The following is a 16,953-nucleotide window of genomic DNA, read 5'->3' on the forward strand; positions in this document are numbered from 1 at the left end:
TCCGGCCGCCGCGGCCCGCGTTACAACTTCTCCACCGGCGCATACCGCAGCAGGAGACGCTTCGGCTTGGGCTCACCGAAGTCCACCGTCGCCTCGGCGTTCGACCCCGTCCCCTTCACCCCGACCACGGTCCCGAGACCGAACTGGTCGTGCGTGACGCGGTCACCGACGGCGAGCGACACCACCGGCTTCTCCGACGCGCGGCGCGTGGCGAAGCCCTGCGCGCCACCGGAACGCGAGCGCGACGAGGACAGCGACGAGGCGATGCCCGCGGCAGGTCCGGACGAGGCCGGTGCGCCGACCGAGCCGGTCCGCTTCCAGTCCAGGTGCGCGTCCGGGATCTCCTCCAGGAAGCGGGACGGCGGGTTGTACGACGGCTGGCCCCAGGCGCTGCGCATCGAGGACCGCGTCAAGTAGAGCCGTTCACGCGCGCGTGTGATGCCCACGTACGCGAGGCGACGCTCTTCCTCCAGCTCCTTGACCTGCCCGAGGGAACGCATGTGCGGGAAGACGCCGTCTTCCATGCCGGTCAGGAACACCACGGGGAATTCGAGACCCTTGGCGGTGTGCAGGGTCATGAGCGTGATGACTCCGGAGCCGTCGTCCTCCTCGTCGGGGATCTGGTCGGAGTCGGCGACCAGGGCGACGCGCTCCAGGAAGTCCGAGAGCGTACCGGCCGGAGCCGCGCCCTCATCCGGATCGCCCTCACCCTCGCCCGCGTCACCCGCGCCCGCTTCGCCCTCTGCCTGAGCACCGTCCGCCACCTGAGTGCCGTCCACCGCCTGGCTGCCGTCCGCCGCCGCCTGGCCGTTGTTGTCCTGCTCGAACTCCAGCGCCACGGCGGCGAGCTCCTGGAGGTTCTCGATGCGGGTCTCGTCCTGCGGGTCGGTCGAGGCCTGCAACTCGGCGAGATAGCCGGTCCGTTCGAGCACGGCTTCCAGGACGACGGCCGGGCCCGCGCCGGACTCGACGATGGTCCGCAGCTCCTCCATAAGGGTGTTGAAGCGCCGGACGGCGTTGGTCGAGCGGGCCGCCATTCCGTACGCCTCGTCGACGCGGCGCAGCGCCTGCGGGAAGGAGATCTTCTCGCGCTGCGAGAGCGCGTCGATCATGGCTTCGGCGCGGTCGCCGATGCCCCTCTTCGGCACATTGAGGATGCGGCGCAGCGGGACCGCGTCCTCGGGGTTGGCGAGAACACGCAGGTAGGCCAGCACATCGCGGACCTCCTTGCGCTCGTAGAAGCGGACGCCGCCGACGACCTTGTAGGGCAGGCCGACGCGGATGAAGATCTCTTCGAAGACACGGGACTGGGCGTTCGTCCGGTAGAAGATCGCCACGTCGCCGGACTTGGCGTCGCCCGCGTCGGTGAGGCGGTCGATCTCGTCGGCGACGAACTGGGCTTCGTCGTGCTCGGTGTCGGCGACGTATCCGGTGATGCGTGCGCCCGCGCCCTGGTTGGTCCACAGGTTCTTGGGGCGGCGGCTCTCGTTCCGCTCGATGACCGCGTTCGCTGCGGTCAGGATCGTCTGCGTGGAGCGGTAGTTCTGCTCCAGGAGGATCGTCGTCGCGTCCGCGTAGTCCTCCTCGAACTGGAGGATGTTGCGGATGGTGGCGCCGCGGAAGGCGTAGATCGACTGGTCGGCGTCGCCCACCACGCAGAGCTCGGCGGGGTCGTCCCCCTCGCCTCCGGAGGGCCCGACCAGCTCGCGCACCAGTGCGTACTGGGCGTGGTTGGTGTCCTGGTACTCATCGACCATGACGTGCCGGAAGCGGCGCCTGTAGTGCTCGGCGACATCCGGGAAGGCGCGCAGCAGATGGACCGTCGTCATGATCAGGTCGTCGAAGTCCATCGCGTTCGCCTCGCGGAGGCGCGACTGGTACATCGCGTAGGCCTGGGCGAGGGTCTTCTCGAAGCCATCGGCGGCCTGACCTGCGAAGTCCTCCTCGTCGATCAGCTCGTTCTTCAGGTTCGAGATCTTGGCGCTGAAGGACTTCGGCGGGAACTTCTTCGGGTCGAGATCCAGGTCGCGGCAGACCAGGGCCATGAGGCGCTTGGAGTCGGCGGCGTCGTAGATCGAGAAGGAGGACGTGAAGCCCAGCTTCTTGTACTCACGGCGGAGGATGCGGACGCAGGCGCTGTGGAAGGTGGACACCCACATCGCGTTCGCCCGGGGGCCCACGAGCTGCTCGACGCGCTCCTTCATCTCGCCCGCGGCCTTGTTCGTGAAGGTGATCGCGAGGATCTGGCCGGGGTGGACACCGCGCTCGGCGAGCAGGTGCGCGATGCGGTGCGTCAGCACGCGGGTCTTGCCGGATCCGGCGCCGGCGACGATGAGCAGCGGGGAGCCTGCGTGCACGACCGCCGCGCGCTGGTTCTCGTTCAGCCCGTCCAGGAGCGTCGCCGGGTCGATCACCGGACGCGGGGCACCGTCGCGGTAATGCGAATCCCTGGTCATGGGCGCGTCGAACTTCCCGTCGAACAGGTCGTCCGGAATGGGTTCCGGAGCGCTGTCCTCGGGCGGCGGCGGGGGCGCTTCGTCCGCGGCCCGGGAAGGCTGCAGGTCCGCCAGGAAGCTGTCATCAAAGAGGCTGCTCATCGCCTCCCGAGTCTAGGCGGCCCCACTGACAACCCGCTGCGGGTTCCGGACACCCCCGCGATCCTGACTCCCCGCACATGGACGATCGCATTCCGCTATGGTGTCTCACCGCGGGCCGCGGCCCGTGTCTCGGGTCTCGTAAAGTCACGAAAATGTATCGGGCATATCGAACATCAACCTTCACACGGGCCACACGAGTTGGCTAGCGTGCCCGACGGGCCACTCGTCCCCCCACCGGCGAACCCCGCCGGGAACGGGCGGCCTCCGCCGAGTCCGACATGGTCGGAGCCGGGGACCCACCGAGACCTTGGGGTGAATCGGTCCCGTACGAAGTACGGGACTGTAGGGCAGCCTTCCGAACCAACCGCCCGAACCCGACAGCTAACCCGGTAGGCGGTCTACGGAAGGAGTCGCCTCCTTGGCGTCGCACCGCAAGCCGCGGAACCGGACGGCCGGCCTACGCACGGCCCCCGCCCTCGGCATCACGACGGCAGCCCTCACCTCCGTCGCCCTCCTGTCGCAGAGCGCGCAGGCCGCGCCCTCCGCGCCGACGAAGCCCAGCCTCGAAGAGGTACAGAAAAAGGTCGACGAGCTCTACCAGCAGGCGGGTGTGGCCACCCAGAAGTACAACTCGGCCAAGGAGCACACCGACAAGCAGCGCAAGAAGGTCGACCGGCTGCTCGACGACGTGGCCGAGCGCACCGACAAGCTGAACGACGCGCGCAAGGAGCTCGGCTCCTTCGCCGCGGCGCAGTACCGCACCGGCGCCGTCTCCGAGACGGCGACGATGATGCTCGCCAACGATCCGCAGGGCTACTTCGACCAGAACCACCTGGCGGACCGGCTGACCACGCGCCAGAAGAAGGCGGTCGACGCCTACCAGACGGAGCAGGCGTCGGCGACGAAGCAGCGTACGAAGGCCGCGAAGAGCCTCGAGACGCTGACCGACTCGCGGGACGACCTCAGGACGAGCAAGCAGACCGTCCAGAAGAAGCTGGGCGACGCGCGCGAGATGCTCTCGAAGCTGACCGCCGAGGAGAAGGCGCGGCTCGCGGAGATCGAGCGGAAGAAGAAGCAGGAGGCCAAGCGCAAGGCCGAGAAGCTGGCGCGCGAGCAGGCCGCCGAGGCGGAGCGCAAGCGCAAGGCGGAGGAGGCGGCCCAGCGGGAGAAGGAGCGGGACGGCGGCCAGGACTCCGGTTCCGGTTCCGACGCGGGTTCGGGCTCCGGTTCCGGCTCAGGTTCCGGTTCGGGCTCCGGGAGCTCGGACGGCGGCTACGCCACCAAGGCCGCGAAGGTCATCTCCTTCGCGGAGGCCCAGATCGGCAAGCCGTACGTATGGGGCGCCACCGGCCCCGACTCGTACGACTGCTCCGGGCTCACCCAGGACGCGTGGAAGGCCGCGGGGATCTCCCTGCCGCGCACCACGTGGGACCAGGTGAAGGTCGGCACGACGGTGAAGACCGCCGACGCCAAACCGGGTGACCTGGTGTTCTTCTACGACGACATCAGTCACGTGGGGATCTACATCGGCAACGGCAAGATGATCCACGCCCCGAAGCCGGGCGCGAACGTCCGCGTCGAGTCGATCTACTACATGCCGATCCACAGCGTGGTGCGCCCCGCCTGACCGGGAAGCGCCCCGCACCAAGGCCTTCCTCTACGGGGCACTCTCTTACGCGCGCGTGGCCCGCATCCTCCCCGGATGCGGGCCACGCGCGCGTAGAGGCGGAAAACTCAGGTCCACAGCACCGCGATGAAGATGTTCGCCGTGGTCAGCAGGCCGACCGCGCCGAACAGGCTCTTGTCGACCTTCTCCTCGTCCCGCTTCACGTAGACCAGCGCGAGAATCACGATCAGCAAGGCCAGCTTGATGCCGATCTTGACGTTGTTGACCGTGTTGTCGTCCGCCTGGTTGAGGCCCACCAGGACCACACCGGTGAGGAGCATGATCAATGCACCGTGCAGCATCCCGGGGCTGAATCGGGCGGTGCCCTGGCCCATCTGCTTCATCTGGGTGAGGAAACCACCCAGGAGCGAGGCGATGCCGATGATGTGCAGGCCGACGAAGAGATGGATGAGTAGGTCCATGAGGCCGGAGCCTAGCCGGGGCCCCCGGCCCGCCCGGCAGGCGCCCCCATATCACCACCCCACAGCCGAGTAGGTCGGAAACGAGCCATCGGTCACACCTATGTGCGAAGCCGCCACTGCCTCGCGATGCACACGGTCGCGGCGGGCCACCGTTGCGCCCACTTCTGTCAGTTGCGCACAATCCGTCACCAACCCGTGACGCCCAGGTTTAGCGTCCTCCACCAGGTGACCGACTCCCCACCGCCGTCCGGCCCAGGACGGCCGTCGGTCACCACCGCCGAGAAGCCCGGCGGCGGCCTGCTCCCCCTGTGCGGGCCGCCGCCGGACACGTAAGGAGCCCCACTTCGTGGCAGCGCACCGCAAGCCCAGCCAGCGCTCGCTCAGCGGCAGCACGGCCCGCACCGCCTTGACCCTCGCCCTCGCGGGAGCCGCATCGGCCACCGCCTTCGACGGCACGGGACACGCGGATCCCCGGCTCAGCCCCGCCGAGGTGAAGTCCAAGGTCGACTCGCTCTACCGCGAGGCCGAGACCGCCACCGAGAAGTACAACGGGGCGAAGGAGAAGGCAGAAAAGGCCGAAACCACCCTCGGCAAACTGCGCGACGAAGCGGCCCGCAAGACGGAGAAGCTCAACTCCGCCCGCAACAGCCTGGGTTCGTACGCCGCGGCGCAGTACCGCGCGGGCGGCATCGACCCCTCCGTGCAGCTCGCGCTCTCCTCCGACCCCGCGCAGTTCCTGGACCGCGCGGCGCGCGCCGACCGGGCGGGCAGCCGTCAGGCCCTGGCCGTCGGCGAAGTGCGGGAGCAGGCCCATGAGATCGACCGGCTGCGCGGCCGGGCCGACGACCGGCTGGCCGCCCTCCGCGCGCGCCAGGCGGAACTGCGCACGCAGAAGAAGACGATCACCGGAAAGCTCGGCGAGGCGAAGCGACTGCTGTCCCGCCTCAGCGCCACGCAGCGCGCCGAACTCACCGGCGCCGCGGGCGAGGACCGCGCCAACCGCTCCACGGCCCGCGACACCACCCCGGGCGCCGCCAAGGCCCCCAACGCCCGCGCCGCGTCCGCCGTCTCGTACGCCTACAAGGCCCTCGGCAGCCCCTACGTCTGGGGCGCCACCGGCCCCGACGCCTTCGACTGCTCGGGGCTCACCCAGGCCGCCTACCGCTCGGCGGGCGTCGGCCTGCCCCGCACCACCTACGCACAGATCGCCGCGGGCCGACGAGTCCCCCGCTCCGAACTGCGCCCCGGCGACCTGGTGTTCTTCTACTCGGGCATCAGCCACGTCGGCCTCTACGTCGGCAACGGCCAGATGATCCACGCCCCGAACCCGAGCGCCCCCGTGCGGCTCGCCCCCATCGACCAGATGCCGTTCGCAGGAGCCACACGAGTGTCCTGAACGCCCGAACCGCCACCGCCCGAACCGCCACCGCCCAGACCGCGGCGACCAGACCGCGACGACCAGGCCTCTGCAACCGGGCCGCGGCGATCAAGGAGCAGCCCCGCCAGTATTGTCACGGACATGCCTAGCCGTACGCTGCCTCCGCCCCCGCCACCCGTGTATCTGCGCACCTGGCCGGACCGGCAGACGCTGCTCACCGACCGCGGCATGGCCCTCCAAGAGCTGCACAGGCGGCACTTCGGGCTGATCCGGCTCCTGCTGCTGTGGCTGTGCGGACTCGGCGGCGTCATCGGCTGGTCCCTGCTGGTCCAGCCGATCCGGTACATCGACGACAAGGACCCCAGCGCCTTCCTCCTGGGCCCGGTCCTCATGGTCCTCGGCCTGGCGGTGCTAGCCCCCTCGATCATCGGCGTCACCCTCGGCATCCGCCACGACCGGCGCCTGCGGCAACTGAAGGAAGCCTGGCTCGCCTTGGACAGCCACCCGACGTCCGACGCCCGGCTGCGCTCTCCCGGCCGCAGCCTCGTCTGGCTCCTGTCGTCCCTCGCCGTGTGCACGCTCGGGCTCTGGCTGTCCTTCACCGCGGCCGCGTACGCCGAACCGGGCCACGAGACCTACGCCGACGTCGCCCTAGGCATGGGCATCGGCCTGCTCCTCTGGCTCACGGGCCTCCTCGGCGCCGCCAAGGCGGTCGGCCACTACCGCTGGGCCCTGCGCCATCTCGGCCCGGCGGCACCGACCGGCGCCGCCGCGCACAGCTAGGGCCCTAGAGCCCTAGCTCTTGGTCAGACCAGCCGCCGCGCCGTCGCCCACCGCGTCAGCTCATGGCGGTTGGACAGCTGGAGCTTCCGCAGCACCGCCGAGACATGCGACTCGACCGTCTTCACGGAGATGAAGAGCTGCTTGGCGATCTCCTTGTACGCATAGCCGCGTGCGATGAGCCGCAGGACTTCGCGCTCGCGCTGGGTGAGGCGGTCCAGGTCCTCGTCGACCGGGGGTGCGTCGGTGGAGGCGAAGGCGTCCAGGACGAATCCGGCGAGGCGCGGCGAGAACACCGCGTCGCCGTCCTGCACACGGAAGACGGAGTCCACCAGGTCGGTGCCGGTGATGGTCTTGGTGACATAGCCACGGGCGCCACCGCGGATGACACCGATGACGTCCTCCGCGGCGTCGGAGACCGACAGTGCGAGGAACCGCACCGGGCGCTCCGCGTCGGCCATCAACGGCGAGCAGCGGCGCAGGACTTCCACGCCTCCGCCGCCCGGCAGATGCACGTCCAGGAGGACGACCTCGGGGCGCGTGGCCGTGATGACCGTGACCGCCTGGTCGACGTCGGCCGCCTCGCCGACCACCTCGACGCCGGTGATGTCGGTGCGGCCGATCTCGGCCTGCACTCCGGTGCGGAACATCCGGTGGTCGTCGACCAGGACGACTCGCACACGACGTCCCTCCGCACCGCCGCCCTCGTCCGTCCCGGTCGGCTCCGTGGGCCCGCTCGCCCCGGTCGCGTCGCTCATGTCGTCGCCGTCCTCTCCATCTCCAGCTCGACTTCCGTGCCGCCGCCGGGCACTGCGCGCAGCCGCGCCGTGCCGCCGTTGCGCTGCATACGGCCGATGATCGATTCTCGTACGCCCATGCGATCGTCCGGCACGGAGTCCAGATCGAACCCGGGACCGCGGTCCCGTACGGACACGAACACCGTCTCCCCCTCGACTTCGGCGAAGACCTGCACCGCGCCGCCCTCGCCACCGTACTTGGCGGCGTTCACCATCGCTTCCCTCGCGGCCTGCATCTGTGCGGTCAGCCGCTCGTCGAGCGGGCAGTCCCCGACGACGACGACCTCGATGGGGACGCCGTGCTTGTCCTCGACCTCCGCGGCGCTGTGGCGGACCGCCTCGGCGAGGGTGTCGGGTTCCTCGTCCTCGTTCTTGCCGGTGCCCTCGGGTTTGTAGAGCCAGGCGCGCAGGTCGCGCTCCTGGGCGCGGGCGAGGCGGCGCACCTCGCTCGCGCTCTCCGCGTTGCGCTGGATCAGGGTCAGGGTGTGCAGCACGGAGTCGTGCACATGGGCGGCGACCTCGGCTCTCTCCTGGGCCCGGATGCGCATCAGCCGCTCCTCGGAGAGGTCCTGCATCATGCGGACGAGATAGGGCCCGGCGAGCAGCGCGACGCCGACGAGCACGGCGAGGGAGGCCTGCAGCACGGCGCCCAGGTGCGCGGCGGAGCCCTGCAGCACGAAGATGCCGGACACCCCGGCGCCGACCAGGAGCACCCCGGCCGCCGAACGGGCGATCGTCAGGGTGCGCCTGCGACGGCCGACGGCCATCCAGCGTGCCCTGCGGGCGTTGTCGGCCTGCCGCCAGACGAGGGCGACGCCGGCGGCCATGAGCAGGGTCGGGACGACATACGCCTTCGTCGAGCCGTCCAGGTCCACATTGCTGACGAAGACCATGGCGACGACGACCATCGCGAGGAGCGCGACGAACTGCCCCTTGTCCGGCTTGCGGGCCACGAGTCTGCGTCGGCCGTCCGGCGCCGTCTCGGACGTGACGGCCGCGGGCGGCCGCTCGGCGTCCACGCCGCCCACGCCGAGCGGGACGAAGAACCAGAACGCCGCATAGAGCAGACCGCCGAGCCCGTCCGCCGTGAACAGCCCGACGAAGATCAGCCGGACCCAGATCACGGGCAGCCCGAGATGTCCGGCCAGACCGCGCGCGACACCGCCGAGCCAACGCCCGTCACCGCTGCGATAGAGCTTGCGCAGCGGTCGGACGTCGTCGGTGGGCGGTGCAGCGGCTTCCGGCATGTCATCGATATTCACACGCGGGCGCGGGTCCGGGCATCAGGGTCGACCCCCGAGACTTCCCTGATCCGGTCCCCTGCCTCGGCCCTGTCAGGGGTGCGGCCCGAGGAGTCTCAGGGGCGATATCAGGGTTCGTCCAGGGTCGTCCCGACTGCCGCGGCGGGCCCGCGGCGGTCACCATGGACACATGACAGATCAGCAGCCCGCCGAGACGGAGACCGAGGCCGCCATCCGTGACGCCCTGCGTGCCGCGCACGGCGTCCCGGGTGATCCCGCGGACGGTCCCGAGCCGGGCCTGCCCGCGGAGGAGCGCAAGTTCCGCCGTGACCGTCGGCAGAAGAAGCTCGGCGGGGTGTGCGCCGGGCTCGGTCGGCACTGCGACATGGATCCGGTGATCTTCCGCATCGGCCTGGCCGTGCTCGCGATCACCAGCGGCATCGGCCTGGTGTTCTACGGCTTCGCATGGCTCTTCACGCCGTACGAGGACGAGGAGGAGAACGAGGCGCGCAGGCTCCTCTCCGGCCGGGTCGACGGCCAGGCGCTGACCGCCGTGCTCTTCGCGCTCGTCGGCTGCGGCGTCTTCCTGACCCTGTTGAACAACGGCGGGGCGCTCACCTTCGCCGCCGTCCTCACCCTGCTCCTCGCGGGCGCGGGATATTGGTCGCAGCAGCGCGACACCCTCGACGCCGACCCGGTGGCGGCCCAGGCCGCGGCGGACGCCCCGCCCGAAGCGAAGGCGCCGCCCGTCGCCGGAGGCCCTTCGTGGTGGCGCGACCCGATCATCAAGGACGGCACGCACGAGGGGATCTCGGGCTATTTCTGGGGCCCCGTGGGTCTCGACGTCGAATATCAAGTGGCGGGACACCGCGCGGGCATCCCCCGCGAGGCCTCGGTGCCCGCTCCCCCGCCCAAGCCCCGCGGGCCGCGCTGGATCGGCGGCTGGGTGTTCCTGTTCGCCCTGCTCGCGGGCGGCCTCGGGACCGGGCTGACCTGGGAGGGCCAGCCGCTCGGCACGACGTTGCAGGTCGGCCTCGCGTGTGCGCTCGGGGTGTTCGGTCTCGGCATCGCGGTCAGCGCCTTCCTCGGGCGCACCGGGGCGGGATCGATCGTGCTCGCGGTGCTGACCGCGGGCCTCCTCGCCGGGGCGGCGGCCCTGCCGGAGAACATCACGACGCACTACACCCGCACGGAGTGGATACCGACCACAGTGGCGGACGTCCGGCCCCAGTACGAGGTGGGGCTCGGCACGGGCAAGCTCGATCTGAGCAAGGTCGACGTCGGCAAGGACAAGACGCTGCAGACCGGCGTCGAGGTCGGCGCGGGCGACCTCAGGGTGGTTCTGCCGAAGGACGCCACCGTGCGGCTCGACGTCGAGGTGGGCGTCGGCGGCATCGTGTTGCCGGGCGACGAGAACAAGGACCTGGACATCGCTCCGGGCCAGGAGAAGAAGGTGACGCTGCGGCCGACCTCGGGCGGCGACGGCGGCGGCACGATCGATCTGCGCCTCGAAGTCGGCGTCGGACAAGCGAAGGTGACCCGTGCTACGTCATGAATTCCACCCCGGCAAGCTGGTGGCAGGGCTCTTCCTGCTGACGGTCGCCGTTGTGTACGCGGGCGACGCGGGCGGCGCCTGGGACGCGCCGTGGTTCATCGCGCTGCCGCTCGTGATGGCCGGTCTGTTCATCGCGGGCGTGGCGGCGGCGATCCATGGGATACGCCCGAGGGGTGCGGCCCGTCCGGGCGGTGCCGGGGGCGTCAAGGAGCCGCGGGACTAGCGGGACCGGCCCGGCCGGGGGCGTTCGCGCGGCGGGCGGTGCGCAGGGCGTCGATGGAGAGGACGGAGGCTCCGGCGAGGACCAGCGGCAGCCACGCCATCAGGTAGGCCAGGTCGTTGCCGTAGTAGTAGGGCTCCTCGTGCCAGCTGACGGTCAGCCAGAGGCTGAGCGAGATGAAGGCGCCACCGAGTGCGGCGACGCGGGCGAAGAGGCCGATCAGGGTGCCGATGCCGACGGCCAGTTCCCCCAGGGCGATGGCGTAGCCGAAGCCGACGGGGCTCTTGAGGGAGAGGTCGACGAGAGCGGGGATCGCGGAGATGTCGCGGACGCCCTCCATCTGCGCGCCGATCGACCCCACGCCGCTCGTCTGCATGAAGGCGCTGTCGGTGAGCTTGTCCAGGCCCGCGTAGATGAAGGTGATGCCGAGGAAGATCCGCAGGGGGAGCAGGGCGTAGCGGGTGGCGGTCTCCCGCCAGTCGGCACGCCTGATGTGGCTCGTGTGGCTGGTGTGGCCGTCCGTACGCATGCCGTGCGCCATGGCACTCCGCCGCCTCTCGCGTGGTCCCGTCTTTTGACGATACGTACGAAGAGGGGCTGCTGCTCAGTGGCGTGCGGGGGATTCCACGGCGGTCCGATTCAGCGGCGGTTCGAAGGCGGTCCGAAGTCGGTTCGAAGGCAGTACGAAGTCGGTTCGAAGGCAGTACGAAGTCGGTTCGAAGGCAGTACGTAGAGGTCAGGGGGAGGTGCTGTGGGTCAGTCCGTTACGTCGATCGTGACGCGGTTCGTCTCGACGCCCGCGGCCGTGACGACCTGGACGTCGACGCGGCCGGGTTCCACGTCGACGGGGATCGGGACGGTCAGTACCGCGTCGGTCGGATTGGTGAAGCCGCCCGGCACGGGCACGAGCGGCACGTGGACGTGCACGGCGCCGATGCGGACGACCGTGCGGGCGAGCCGGTCCGCGTCCCCGGCGCCGGGCGGGACGAAGCCCGCGCCGCGGATCTCGATGTCGTCGCCCGTGCGGATGGGGGCGTCGAGGTCACCGGCCTCCCGCGCGCGGACGACGGAGAGGATCACGGGACGGCCGCCTTCGGAGTACTTCCCCGCCAGGTACGTCGCGGCGGAGACCAGCACGAGGAGGGCGAGCCCCCATGGCAGGTCGGGCAGCTGCTCGGGCCGCCGTGCCAGGCGTACGGCGGCGAAGACCACGGCGACGGCACTGATCAGGACGTACTGCGCGTCGGCGAAGCTGCCGCGGCCCGCGTCGTCGGTGAGCGGGTCGGAGGCCCTCGGCCGGTCCGCGCGCACCTTCTGCAGCCGCTGGCCCAGCACGCGCAGGCCGACGACCCTGCGCACCAGGACGGCGACCGCGCACACCACGGCGAGGACGGTCACCGTGCCCGCGGCGCGGGAGAGTTCGAGGCCGTCGATCAGTTCGTCGCGCTGCGCGTGTCCCGAAGCCGCGGCGAGTTCGCCCGCGAGGACGAGCACGGCGAAGACGACGAGGAGCACCCAGCAGGCGGCCACGGCACGCGAGGTGGAGAGCCGGTTGTCCTCGCCGATCACCGGCGCGAGGACCCCGCCGCGCGCCCGGTGCGCGTATGCGGCGCCCGTCAGCAGCCCGCCCGCGACGAGCGCCGCGAGGAGCCCGGCCGTGCGCGCGTCCGACCAGCCGACGCCGATCGCGGTGAGCGCCTGGACGAGGAGCAGGGCGGTGAAGGAGCCCCAGACGACGCCGAGCGTGCGGGTCCACAGCCGTCGCAGCCAGACCTCGCCCTCGGCCCTGCCGCGCTCGGCGACGGCTCGCGCGGACTGCGTCAGCTCGTCCGACACCCACTGTCTGGAGGCGCCCGCCGAGTGCGCGACGGCCGCGGGCAGCCCCTCCCCCGCCGCGAACCCGTCGCGCTGGGCGAGGAACGCGGCCACGGCACGCCGGTGCCCTTCACGCGCCCCGTGCGGGCAGCCGCCGCACGTGCAACCGCCCCCGTGCACGCCCTGCCCCGCCTCCTGCACCGCCACCGCGTACGCCGCCTTCCCCACCCTCGAAGCCCCTGGGGCTTCCCGCGAACTTCCTTGCAGAGGAGGGGAATTGTGCCGTACTGAAAGGCGAACGAATGCCCGGGGTCAGGTCAGCGGGGGTGAAAGGCCCGGCCCGGCGTTGACGTCGAGGTCAGGCCAGCAGATCCGGTTCGCTGCGGCTGATGTCCTGCCACAGGGACTGGTAGTTGATCCACGCGACCAGATCGCTGCCGAGTTGCTCACGGGTCTGCACCGCCTGCTTGTGGCCGATCAGCACGGGTCGCCCCGCCGCCCGCGCGCTGAGCTGGACCTGGCAGGAGCGTTCCATGGAGATGAACCACCAGGCGGCGGCGTCGACGGAGTCCCCGACGGTGAGCAGGCCGTGGTTGCGCAGGACGACCGCCTTGTGGCCGCCGAGCGCGGACGCGATCCTGCGCCCCTCCTCGGCGTCGACGACGACGCCGGTATAGCCGTCGTACAGGGCGTGGCTCTCGTAGAAGGCGCAGGCCTCCTGGGTGATCGGGTCCAGGAGTTCGCCGAGTGTGGAGAGCGCGCGGCCGTGCAGCGAGTGGCAGTGTGCGACGGCGACGACGTCGGGCCGCGCCAGGTGCGCCTGGGCGTGGACGGTGAACGCGGCCTGGTTGACGTGGTGGCGCCCCTCGACGACCTGCCCCTCGGCGTTGGCGAGGACGAGGTCGCCGACGGTGACGTGCTTGAAGGGCATCCCGAAGGGGTTCACCCAGAAGCAGTCGGTGTGCTCCGGATCGCGTGCGGTGATGTGGCCGGAGACCCCGTCCTCGTACCCGAGCCTGCCGAAGATCCGCAGTGCGCCGGCGAGCCGCTCCTTGCGGTGCCTTCGTTCGTCCGCCACGGATTCGTGGACGGGCGGCATCGCGAACTGCAACCGCTCGACGGGTATCGGTGTGGGCGCCTGCATGTGTCCTCCATCCATGGCTGTACGGGGCGGAAGTTACCGGTGGGAAGCACAGGAGGACAGAGGCGCGGCACGATCAACGGTGCGATGAAAGGCGACAGGAGGTGTCGGGTATCGGCGACAGACTCGACGTATGACGTTCCACTGGGAAGCCTTCGCCACAGCAGAGCCGGACCTTGCCGCGACCGTCGAGAAGCGCTTCGGCGCGTTCACCCATCACGTCCTCGCGACCCTGCGCAAGGACGGGTCGCCGCGCACCACGGGGATGGAGGTCCGCTTCCTGAACGGGGAGCTGTGGCTCGGCATGATGCCGAACTCCCTCAAGGCGCTCGACCTGCGCCGCGATCCACGCTTCGTGCTGCAGGCGAACCCGGGCCCCGGCACGGAGATGGCGGGCGGCGACGTCCGTGTCGCGGGCCGCGCGATCGAGGTGCGGGATCCGGAGACGGTCGCGCGCTACACGGAAGAGGTGGACCCGCCGGACCCGGACGCGTTCCACCTCTTCCGCACCGAGCTGACGGAGGTCGTGCGCACGTTCATCGAGGACGAGCGGTATCTGGTGGTGCAGTTGTGGAAGCCGGGCGCCGGGGTGCGCACCACGCGGCGGACGTGAGAACGCCGGTGCCGCCCCTCCGTCACGGGGACGAGGAGGCGGCACCGGCGCTCAGCAAGCTGCGGGGAGGACCGTGGGGGTCACTCCCACTCGATGGTCCCCGGCGGCTTCGACGTCACGTCGAGCACGACGCGGTTCACGTCGGCGACCTCGTTCGTGATGCGCGTCGAGATCTTCGCGAGGACGTCGTACGGCATGCGGGTCCAGTCGGCCGTCATGGCGTCCTCGGAGGAGACGGGGCGCAGGACGATCGGGTGGCCGTAGGTACGGCCGTCGCCCTGGACGCCGACGCTGCGGACGTCCGCGAGCAGCACGACCGGGCACTGCCAGATCTCCCGGTCGAGACCGGCCGCCGTCAGCTCCTCACGGGCGATGGCGTCGGCCTCGCGCAGCAGGTCGAGGCGGTCCTTGGTGACCTCGCCGACGATGCGGATGCCCAGGCCGGGGCCCGGGAAGGGCTGGCGCTGGACGATCTCGTCCGGCAGGCCGAGCTCGGCGCCGACCATGCGGACCTCGTCCTTGAACAGCTTGCGCAGCGGCTCGATGAGCTCGAACTCGATGTCGTCGGGCAGGCCGCCGACGTTGTGGTGCGACTTGATGTTCGCCGTGCCGGTGCCGCCGCCGGACTCGACGACGTCGGGGTAGAGCGTGCCCTGCACGAGGAAGGCGACCTCCGGGCCGTCCTCCTGGAGGATCTCCAGCTGCGCCTGCTCGAAGACGCGGATGAACTCACGCCCGATGATCTTGCGCTTGGTCTCCGGGTCGGAGACCCCGGCCAGCGCGTCCAGGAAGCGCTCGCTCGCGTCGACGACCTTCAGGTTCGCGCCGGTCGCGGCGACGAAGTCCTTCTCGACCTGCTCGGTCTCGCCCTTGCGCATCAGGCCGTGGTCGACGTACACGCAGGTCAGCTGCGAGCCGATGGCCTTCTGTACGAGGGCCGCGGCCACGGCGGAGTCCACGCCGCCGGACAGGCCGCAGATGGCGCGCTTGGTGCCGACCTGCTCGCGGATCGCGGCGACCTGCTCGTCGATGACGTTGTCGGTCGTCCAGTCCGGCTTGAGACCGGCGCCGCGGTAGAGGAAGTGCTCCAGGACCTGCTGGCCGTGCGTGGAGTGCATCACCTCGGGGTGGTACTGCACGCCGTACAGCTTCTTCTCGTCGTTCTCGAAGGCCGCGACCGGCACGACGTCCGTGGACGCGGTGACCGAGAAGCCCTCCGGCGCCGCGCTGCACGCGTCGCCGTGCGACATCCACACGGGCTGCTCGGCGGGGGTGCCCTCGAAGAGGGTGGATCCGGCCTTGGAGACGTGCAGGGGCGTCCGGCCGTACTCACGGGCGCCCGTGTTGTCGACGGTGCCGCCGAGGGTGATCGCCATCAGCTGGAAGCCGTAGCACATGCCGAAGACGGGGACACCGGCCTCGAAGAGCTGGCGGTCGACGGTGGGCGCGTGCTCCGCGTACACCGACGAGGGGCCGCCGGACAGGATGATCGCCGCGGGCTTCTTCGCGAGCATCTCGGAGACGGGCATCGTGCTCGGCACGATCTCGCTGTAGACGCGGGCCTCACGGACGCGACGGGCGATGAGCTGGGCGTACTGCGCTCCGAAGTCGACGACCAGAACGGTGTCGGGAGCGGCGGCAGCGGGGGACGCTGATGGCACGGCGGCGGCCTTCCGGCGTTGAGCTTGAGCGGTGCGTGAGCAGAGGCTCGTGCGTGAGCAGGGGGTCTGTGTTTGTCAATTCTAACGGGCCCGGCGTGACCCCTTCGTCGCTTCCGACGGGGCCCCGCCGCAGGGGCGTCACATCACCGTGGGCATCTCAGCGGCCGTCTCAGTATCCGAGCCGTACGGGATCCCGATTGACCCAGGACGCGCGCGTGGGGGCATACTGAGCCCGTGACCAAGCACCTCAGCTTCCTCTTTACCTATGGCAACCGGCCTGCCGGCTGCCATGGTCGAGCTGCTTGATCCCACCGACAAGCGACTTACCGGGCGCCCCGGGCCGACAAGGCCCGGGGCGCTCTGTCGTACGCGGGTCCTGCCGATCCGGGGCACCTCTTCCGACGAAGGAGCCCCCAGATGAACGCCACCACCACCGCAGGCACCACCACCGCAGGCACCACCACCGCGTCCGCCGTCACCGCCGCCGACAAGACCGGCGCCCGCACCCCCGAGGCCGTGGACGTGATCGAGAACGCCCGGGAGCGCATCGACGCGCTCGACGACCGGATCATCGGCCTCGTCCAGGAACGGATGGCCGTCTCGGCCGTCATCCAGGAGGCGCGCATCACGTCCGGCGGCCGCCGCGTGAACCTCTCCCGCGAGATGGAGGTTCTCGGCCACTACAGGGACGCGCTCGGCAAGCCCGGCACGGCGCTCGCGATGACGCTCCTGGAGCTGTGCCGGGGCCGCGTCTGAGGGGTGCGGAGCTGAGTTTCGGGGGGGGCGGACCTGAGTTCCGAGGGGTGCGGAGCTGAGTTCCGGGGGGTGCGGACCTGAGTTCGGATCCGCTCTCACCCGTACGGCGCGTGACCGGTCCCGGAGGGGCTTCGTTGGTCCCGATGTCCGTGTCAGCCAGGTGCGGGCCCGCAAGAACCACGCGTGGCTCCGCTGGAGCGATGAGGCGCAAGGATTGCTCCTTGCGCCGTGGGACCTCGCTCCAGTGACGTGACCGGACGGCAGGGGACAGCAGCCCGGTCACCCAAGAGAACGGTCGGCTTCGGGGACGC

15 protein-coding genes and 1 riboswitch are annotated in these 16,953 nt (G+C 70.6%); of the genes, 7 read left to right on the forward strand and 8 right to left on the reverse strand.

The window, feature by feature from the left end; genetic code table 11:
- Positions 1 to 20: 20 nt before the first annotated feature.
- On the reverse strand, positions 21 to 2,597 hold the full coding sequence (locus ABZV77_RS07345) for an ATP-dependent DNA helicase (RefSeq protein ID WP_356251451.1): 2,577 nt from the start codon (positions 2,595 to 2,597) through the stop codon (positions 21 to 23).
- Between the two features lie 255 nt (positions 2,598 to 2,852).
- A riboswitch (cyclic di-AMP (ydaO/yuaA leader) is annotated at positions 2,853 to 3,009 on the forward strand.
- Between the two features lie 6 nt (positions 3,010 to 3,015).
- Here ABZV77_RS07345 and ABZV77_RS07350 point away from each other — a divergent pair.
- On the forward strand, positions 3,016 to 4,224 hold the full coding sequence (locus tag ABZV77_RS07350; RefSeq protein ID WP_356251454.1) for an NlpC/P60 family protein: 1,209 nt from the start codon (positions 3,016 to 3,018) through the stop codon (positions 4,222 to 4,224).
- Between the two features lie 107 nt (positions 4,225 to 4,331).
- Here ABZV77_RS07350 and ABZV77_RS07355 read toward each other — a convergent pair whose 3' ends face one another.
- Positions 4,332 to 4,685: a hypothetical protein gene (locus ABZV77_RS07355; protein ID WP_356251457.1), complete on the reverse strand. Its 354-nt coding sequence runs from the start codon at positions 4,683 to 4,685 to the stop codon at positions 4,332 to 4,334.
- A 346-nt stretch (positions 4,686 to 5,031) separates the two neighbouring features.
- Here ABZV77_RS07355 and ABZV77_RS07360 point away from each other — a divergent pair, with 346 nt between their 5' ends.
- Together ABZV77_RS07360 and ABZV77_RS07365 are read left to right on the forward strand one after the other, a co-directional pair.
- A complete protein-coding gene (locus tag ABZV77_RS07360; RefSeq protein WP_356251460.1) occupies positions 5,032 to 6,081 on the forward strand; it encodes an NlpC/P60 family protein in 1,050 nt (349 codons plus the stop codon).
- A gap of 123 nt (positions 6,082 to 6,204) precedes the next feature.
- Positions 6,205 to 6,846, forward strand: a complete 642-nt coding sequence (locus ABZV77_RS07365) for a hypothetical protein (protein ID WP_356251463.1) — start codon at positions 6,205 to 6,207, stop codon at positions 6,844 to 6,846.
- Between the two features lie 23 nt (positions 6,847 to 6,869).
- On the opposite strand, the gene ABZV77_RS07370 is transcribed toward ABZV77_RS07365, so the two are convergent.
- Together ABZV77_RS07370 and ABZV77_RS07375 are read right to left on the reverse strand one after the other, a co-directional pair.
- A complete protein-coding gene (locus ABZV77_RS07370; protein WP_356251466.1) occupies positions 6,870 to 7,601 on the reverse strand; it encodes a response regulator transcription factor in 732 nt (243 codons plus the stop codon).
- Entirely contained in the window at positions 7,598 to 8,887 is a 1,290-nt protein-coding gene (locus tag ABZV77_RS07375; protein WP_356251469.1) for a PspC domain-containing protein, read from the reverse strand. The genes ABZV77_RS07370 and ABZV77_RS07375 overlap by 4 nt, the downstream gene beginning before the upstream one ends.
- 184 nt (positions 8,888 to 9,071) lie before the next feature.
- Between ABZV77_RS07375 and ABZV77_RS07380 the strand changes: the two genes are divergently transcribed.
- Positions 9,072 to 10,436, forward strand: coding sequence for a PspC domain-containing protein (locus ABZV77_RS07380; RefSeq protein ID WP_356251472.1), 1,365 nt, complete (start codon positions 9,072 to 9,074; stop codon positions 10,434 to 10,436).
- Positions 10,423 to 10,659: a hypothetical protein gene (locus ABZV77_RS07385; protein ID WP_356251475.1), complete on the forward strand. Its 237-nt coding sequence runs from the start codon at positions 10,423 to 10,425 to the stop codon at positions 10,657 to 10,659. The genes ABZV77_RS07380 and ABZV77_RS07385 overlap by 14 nt, the downstream gene beginning before the upstream one ends.
- Here the strand turns inward: ABZV77_RS07385 and ABZV77_RS07390 are convergent.
- The 3 genes from ABZV77_RS07390 to ABZV77_RS07400 form a co-directional block, all read right to left on the reverse strand.
- Positions 10,640 to 11,197 carry a DoxX family protein gene (locus ABZV77_RS07390; RefSeq protein WP_356251478.1) on the reverse strand — a complete coding sequence of 186 codons (558 nt, stop codon included), beginning with the start codon at positions 11,195 to 11,197 and terminating at the stop codon, positions 10,640 to 10,642. The two genes, ABZV77_RS07385 and ABZV77_RS07390, sit on opposite strands and share 20 nt — an antisense overlap.
- Before the next feature lie 215 nt (positions 11,198 to 11,412).
- Positions 11,413 to 12,678 carry a hypothetical protein gene (locus tag ABZV77_RS07395; RefSeq protein WP_356252376.1) on the reverse strand — a complete coding sequence of 422 codons (1,266 nt, stop codon included), beginning with the start codon at positions 12,676 to 12,678 and terminating at the stop codon, positions 11,413 to 11,415.
- A 151-nt stretch (positions 12,679 to 12,829) separates the two neighbouring features.
- Positions 12,830 to 13,615, reverse strand: a complete 786-nt coding sequence (locus ABZV77_RS07400) for a class II aldolase/adducin family protein (RefSeq protein WP_356251481.1) — start codon at positions 13,613 to 13,615, stop codon at positions 12,830 to 12,832.
- A gap of 130 nt (positions 13,616 to 13,745) precedes the next feature.
- Between ABZV77_RS07400 and ABZV77_RS07405 the strand changes: the two genes are divergently transcribed.
- A complete protein-coding gene (locus ABZV77_RS07405; protein WP_356251484.1) occupies positions 13,746 to 14,225 on the forward strand; it encodes a pyridoxamine 5'-phosphate oxidase family protein in 480 nt (159 codons plus the stop codon).
- Positions 14,226 to 14,305: 80 nt separating this feature from the next.
- Here the strand turns inward: ABZV77_RS07405 and guaA are convergent, their stop codons facing one another.
- The gene (guaA, locus tag ABZV77_RS07410) at positions 14,306 to 15,886 is read right to left on the reverse strand and encodes a glutamine-hydrolyzing GMP synthase (RefSeq protein ID WP_356251487.1); all 1,581 of its coding nucleotides are present in this window, start codon (positions 15,884 to 15,886) and stop codon (positions 14,306 to 14,308) included.
- Between the two features lie 417 nt (positions 15,887 to 16,303).
- Between guaA and ABZV77_RS07415 the strand changes: the two genes are divergently transcribed.
- Complete coding sequence (locus tag ABZV77_RS07415; RefSeq protein WP_356251490.1) at positions 16,304 to 16,642, forward strand: chorismate mutase; 339 nt, start codon at positions 16,304 to 16,306, stop codon at positions 16,640 to 16,642.
- Positions 16,643 to 16,953: the final 311 nt, after the last annotated feature.

The organism is Streptomyces sp. NPDC004732 (assembly GCF_040609235.1).
Classification (GTDB): domain Bacteria; phylum Actinomycetota; class Actinomycetes; order Streptomycetales; family Streptomycetaceae; genus Streptomyces.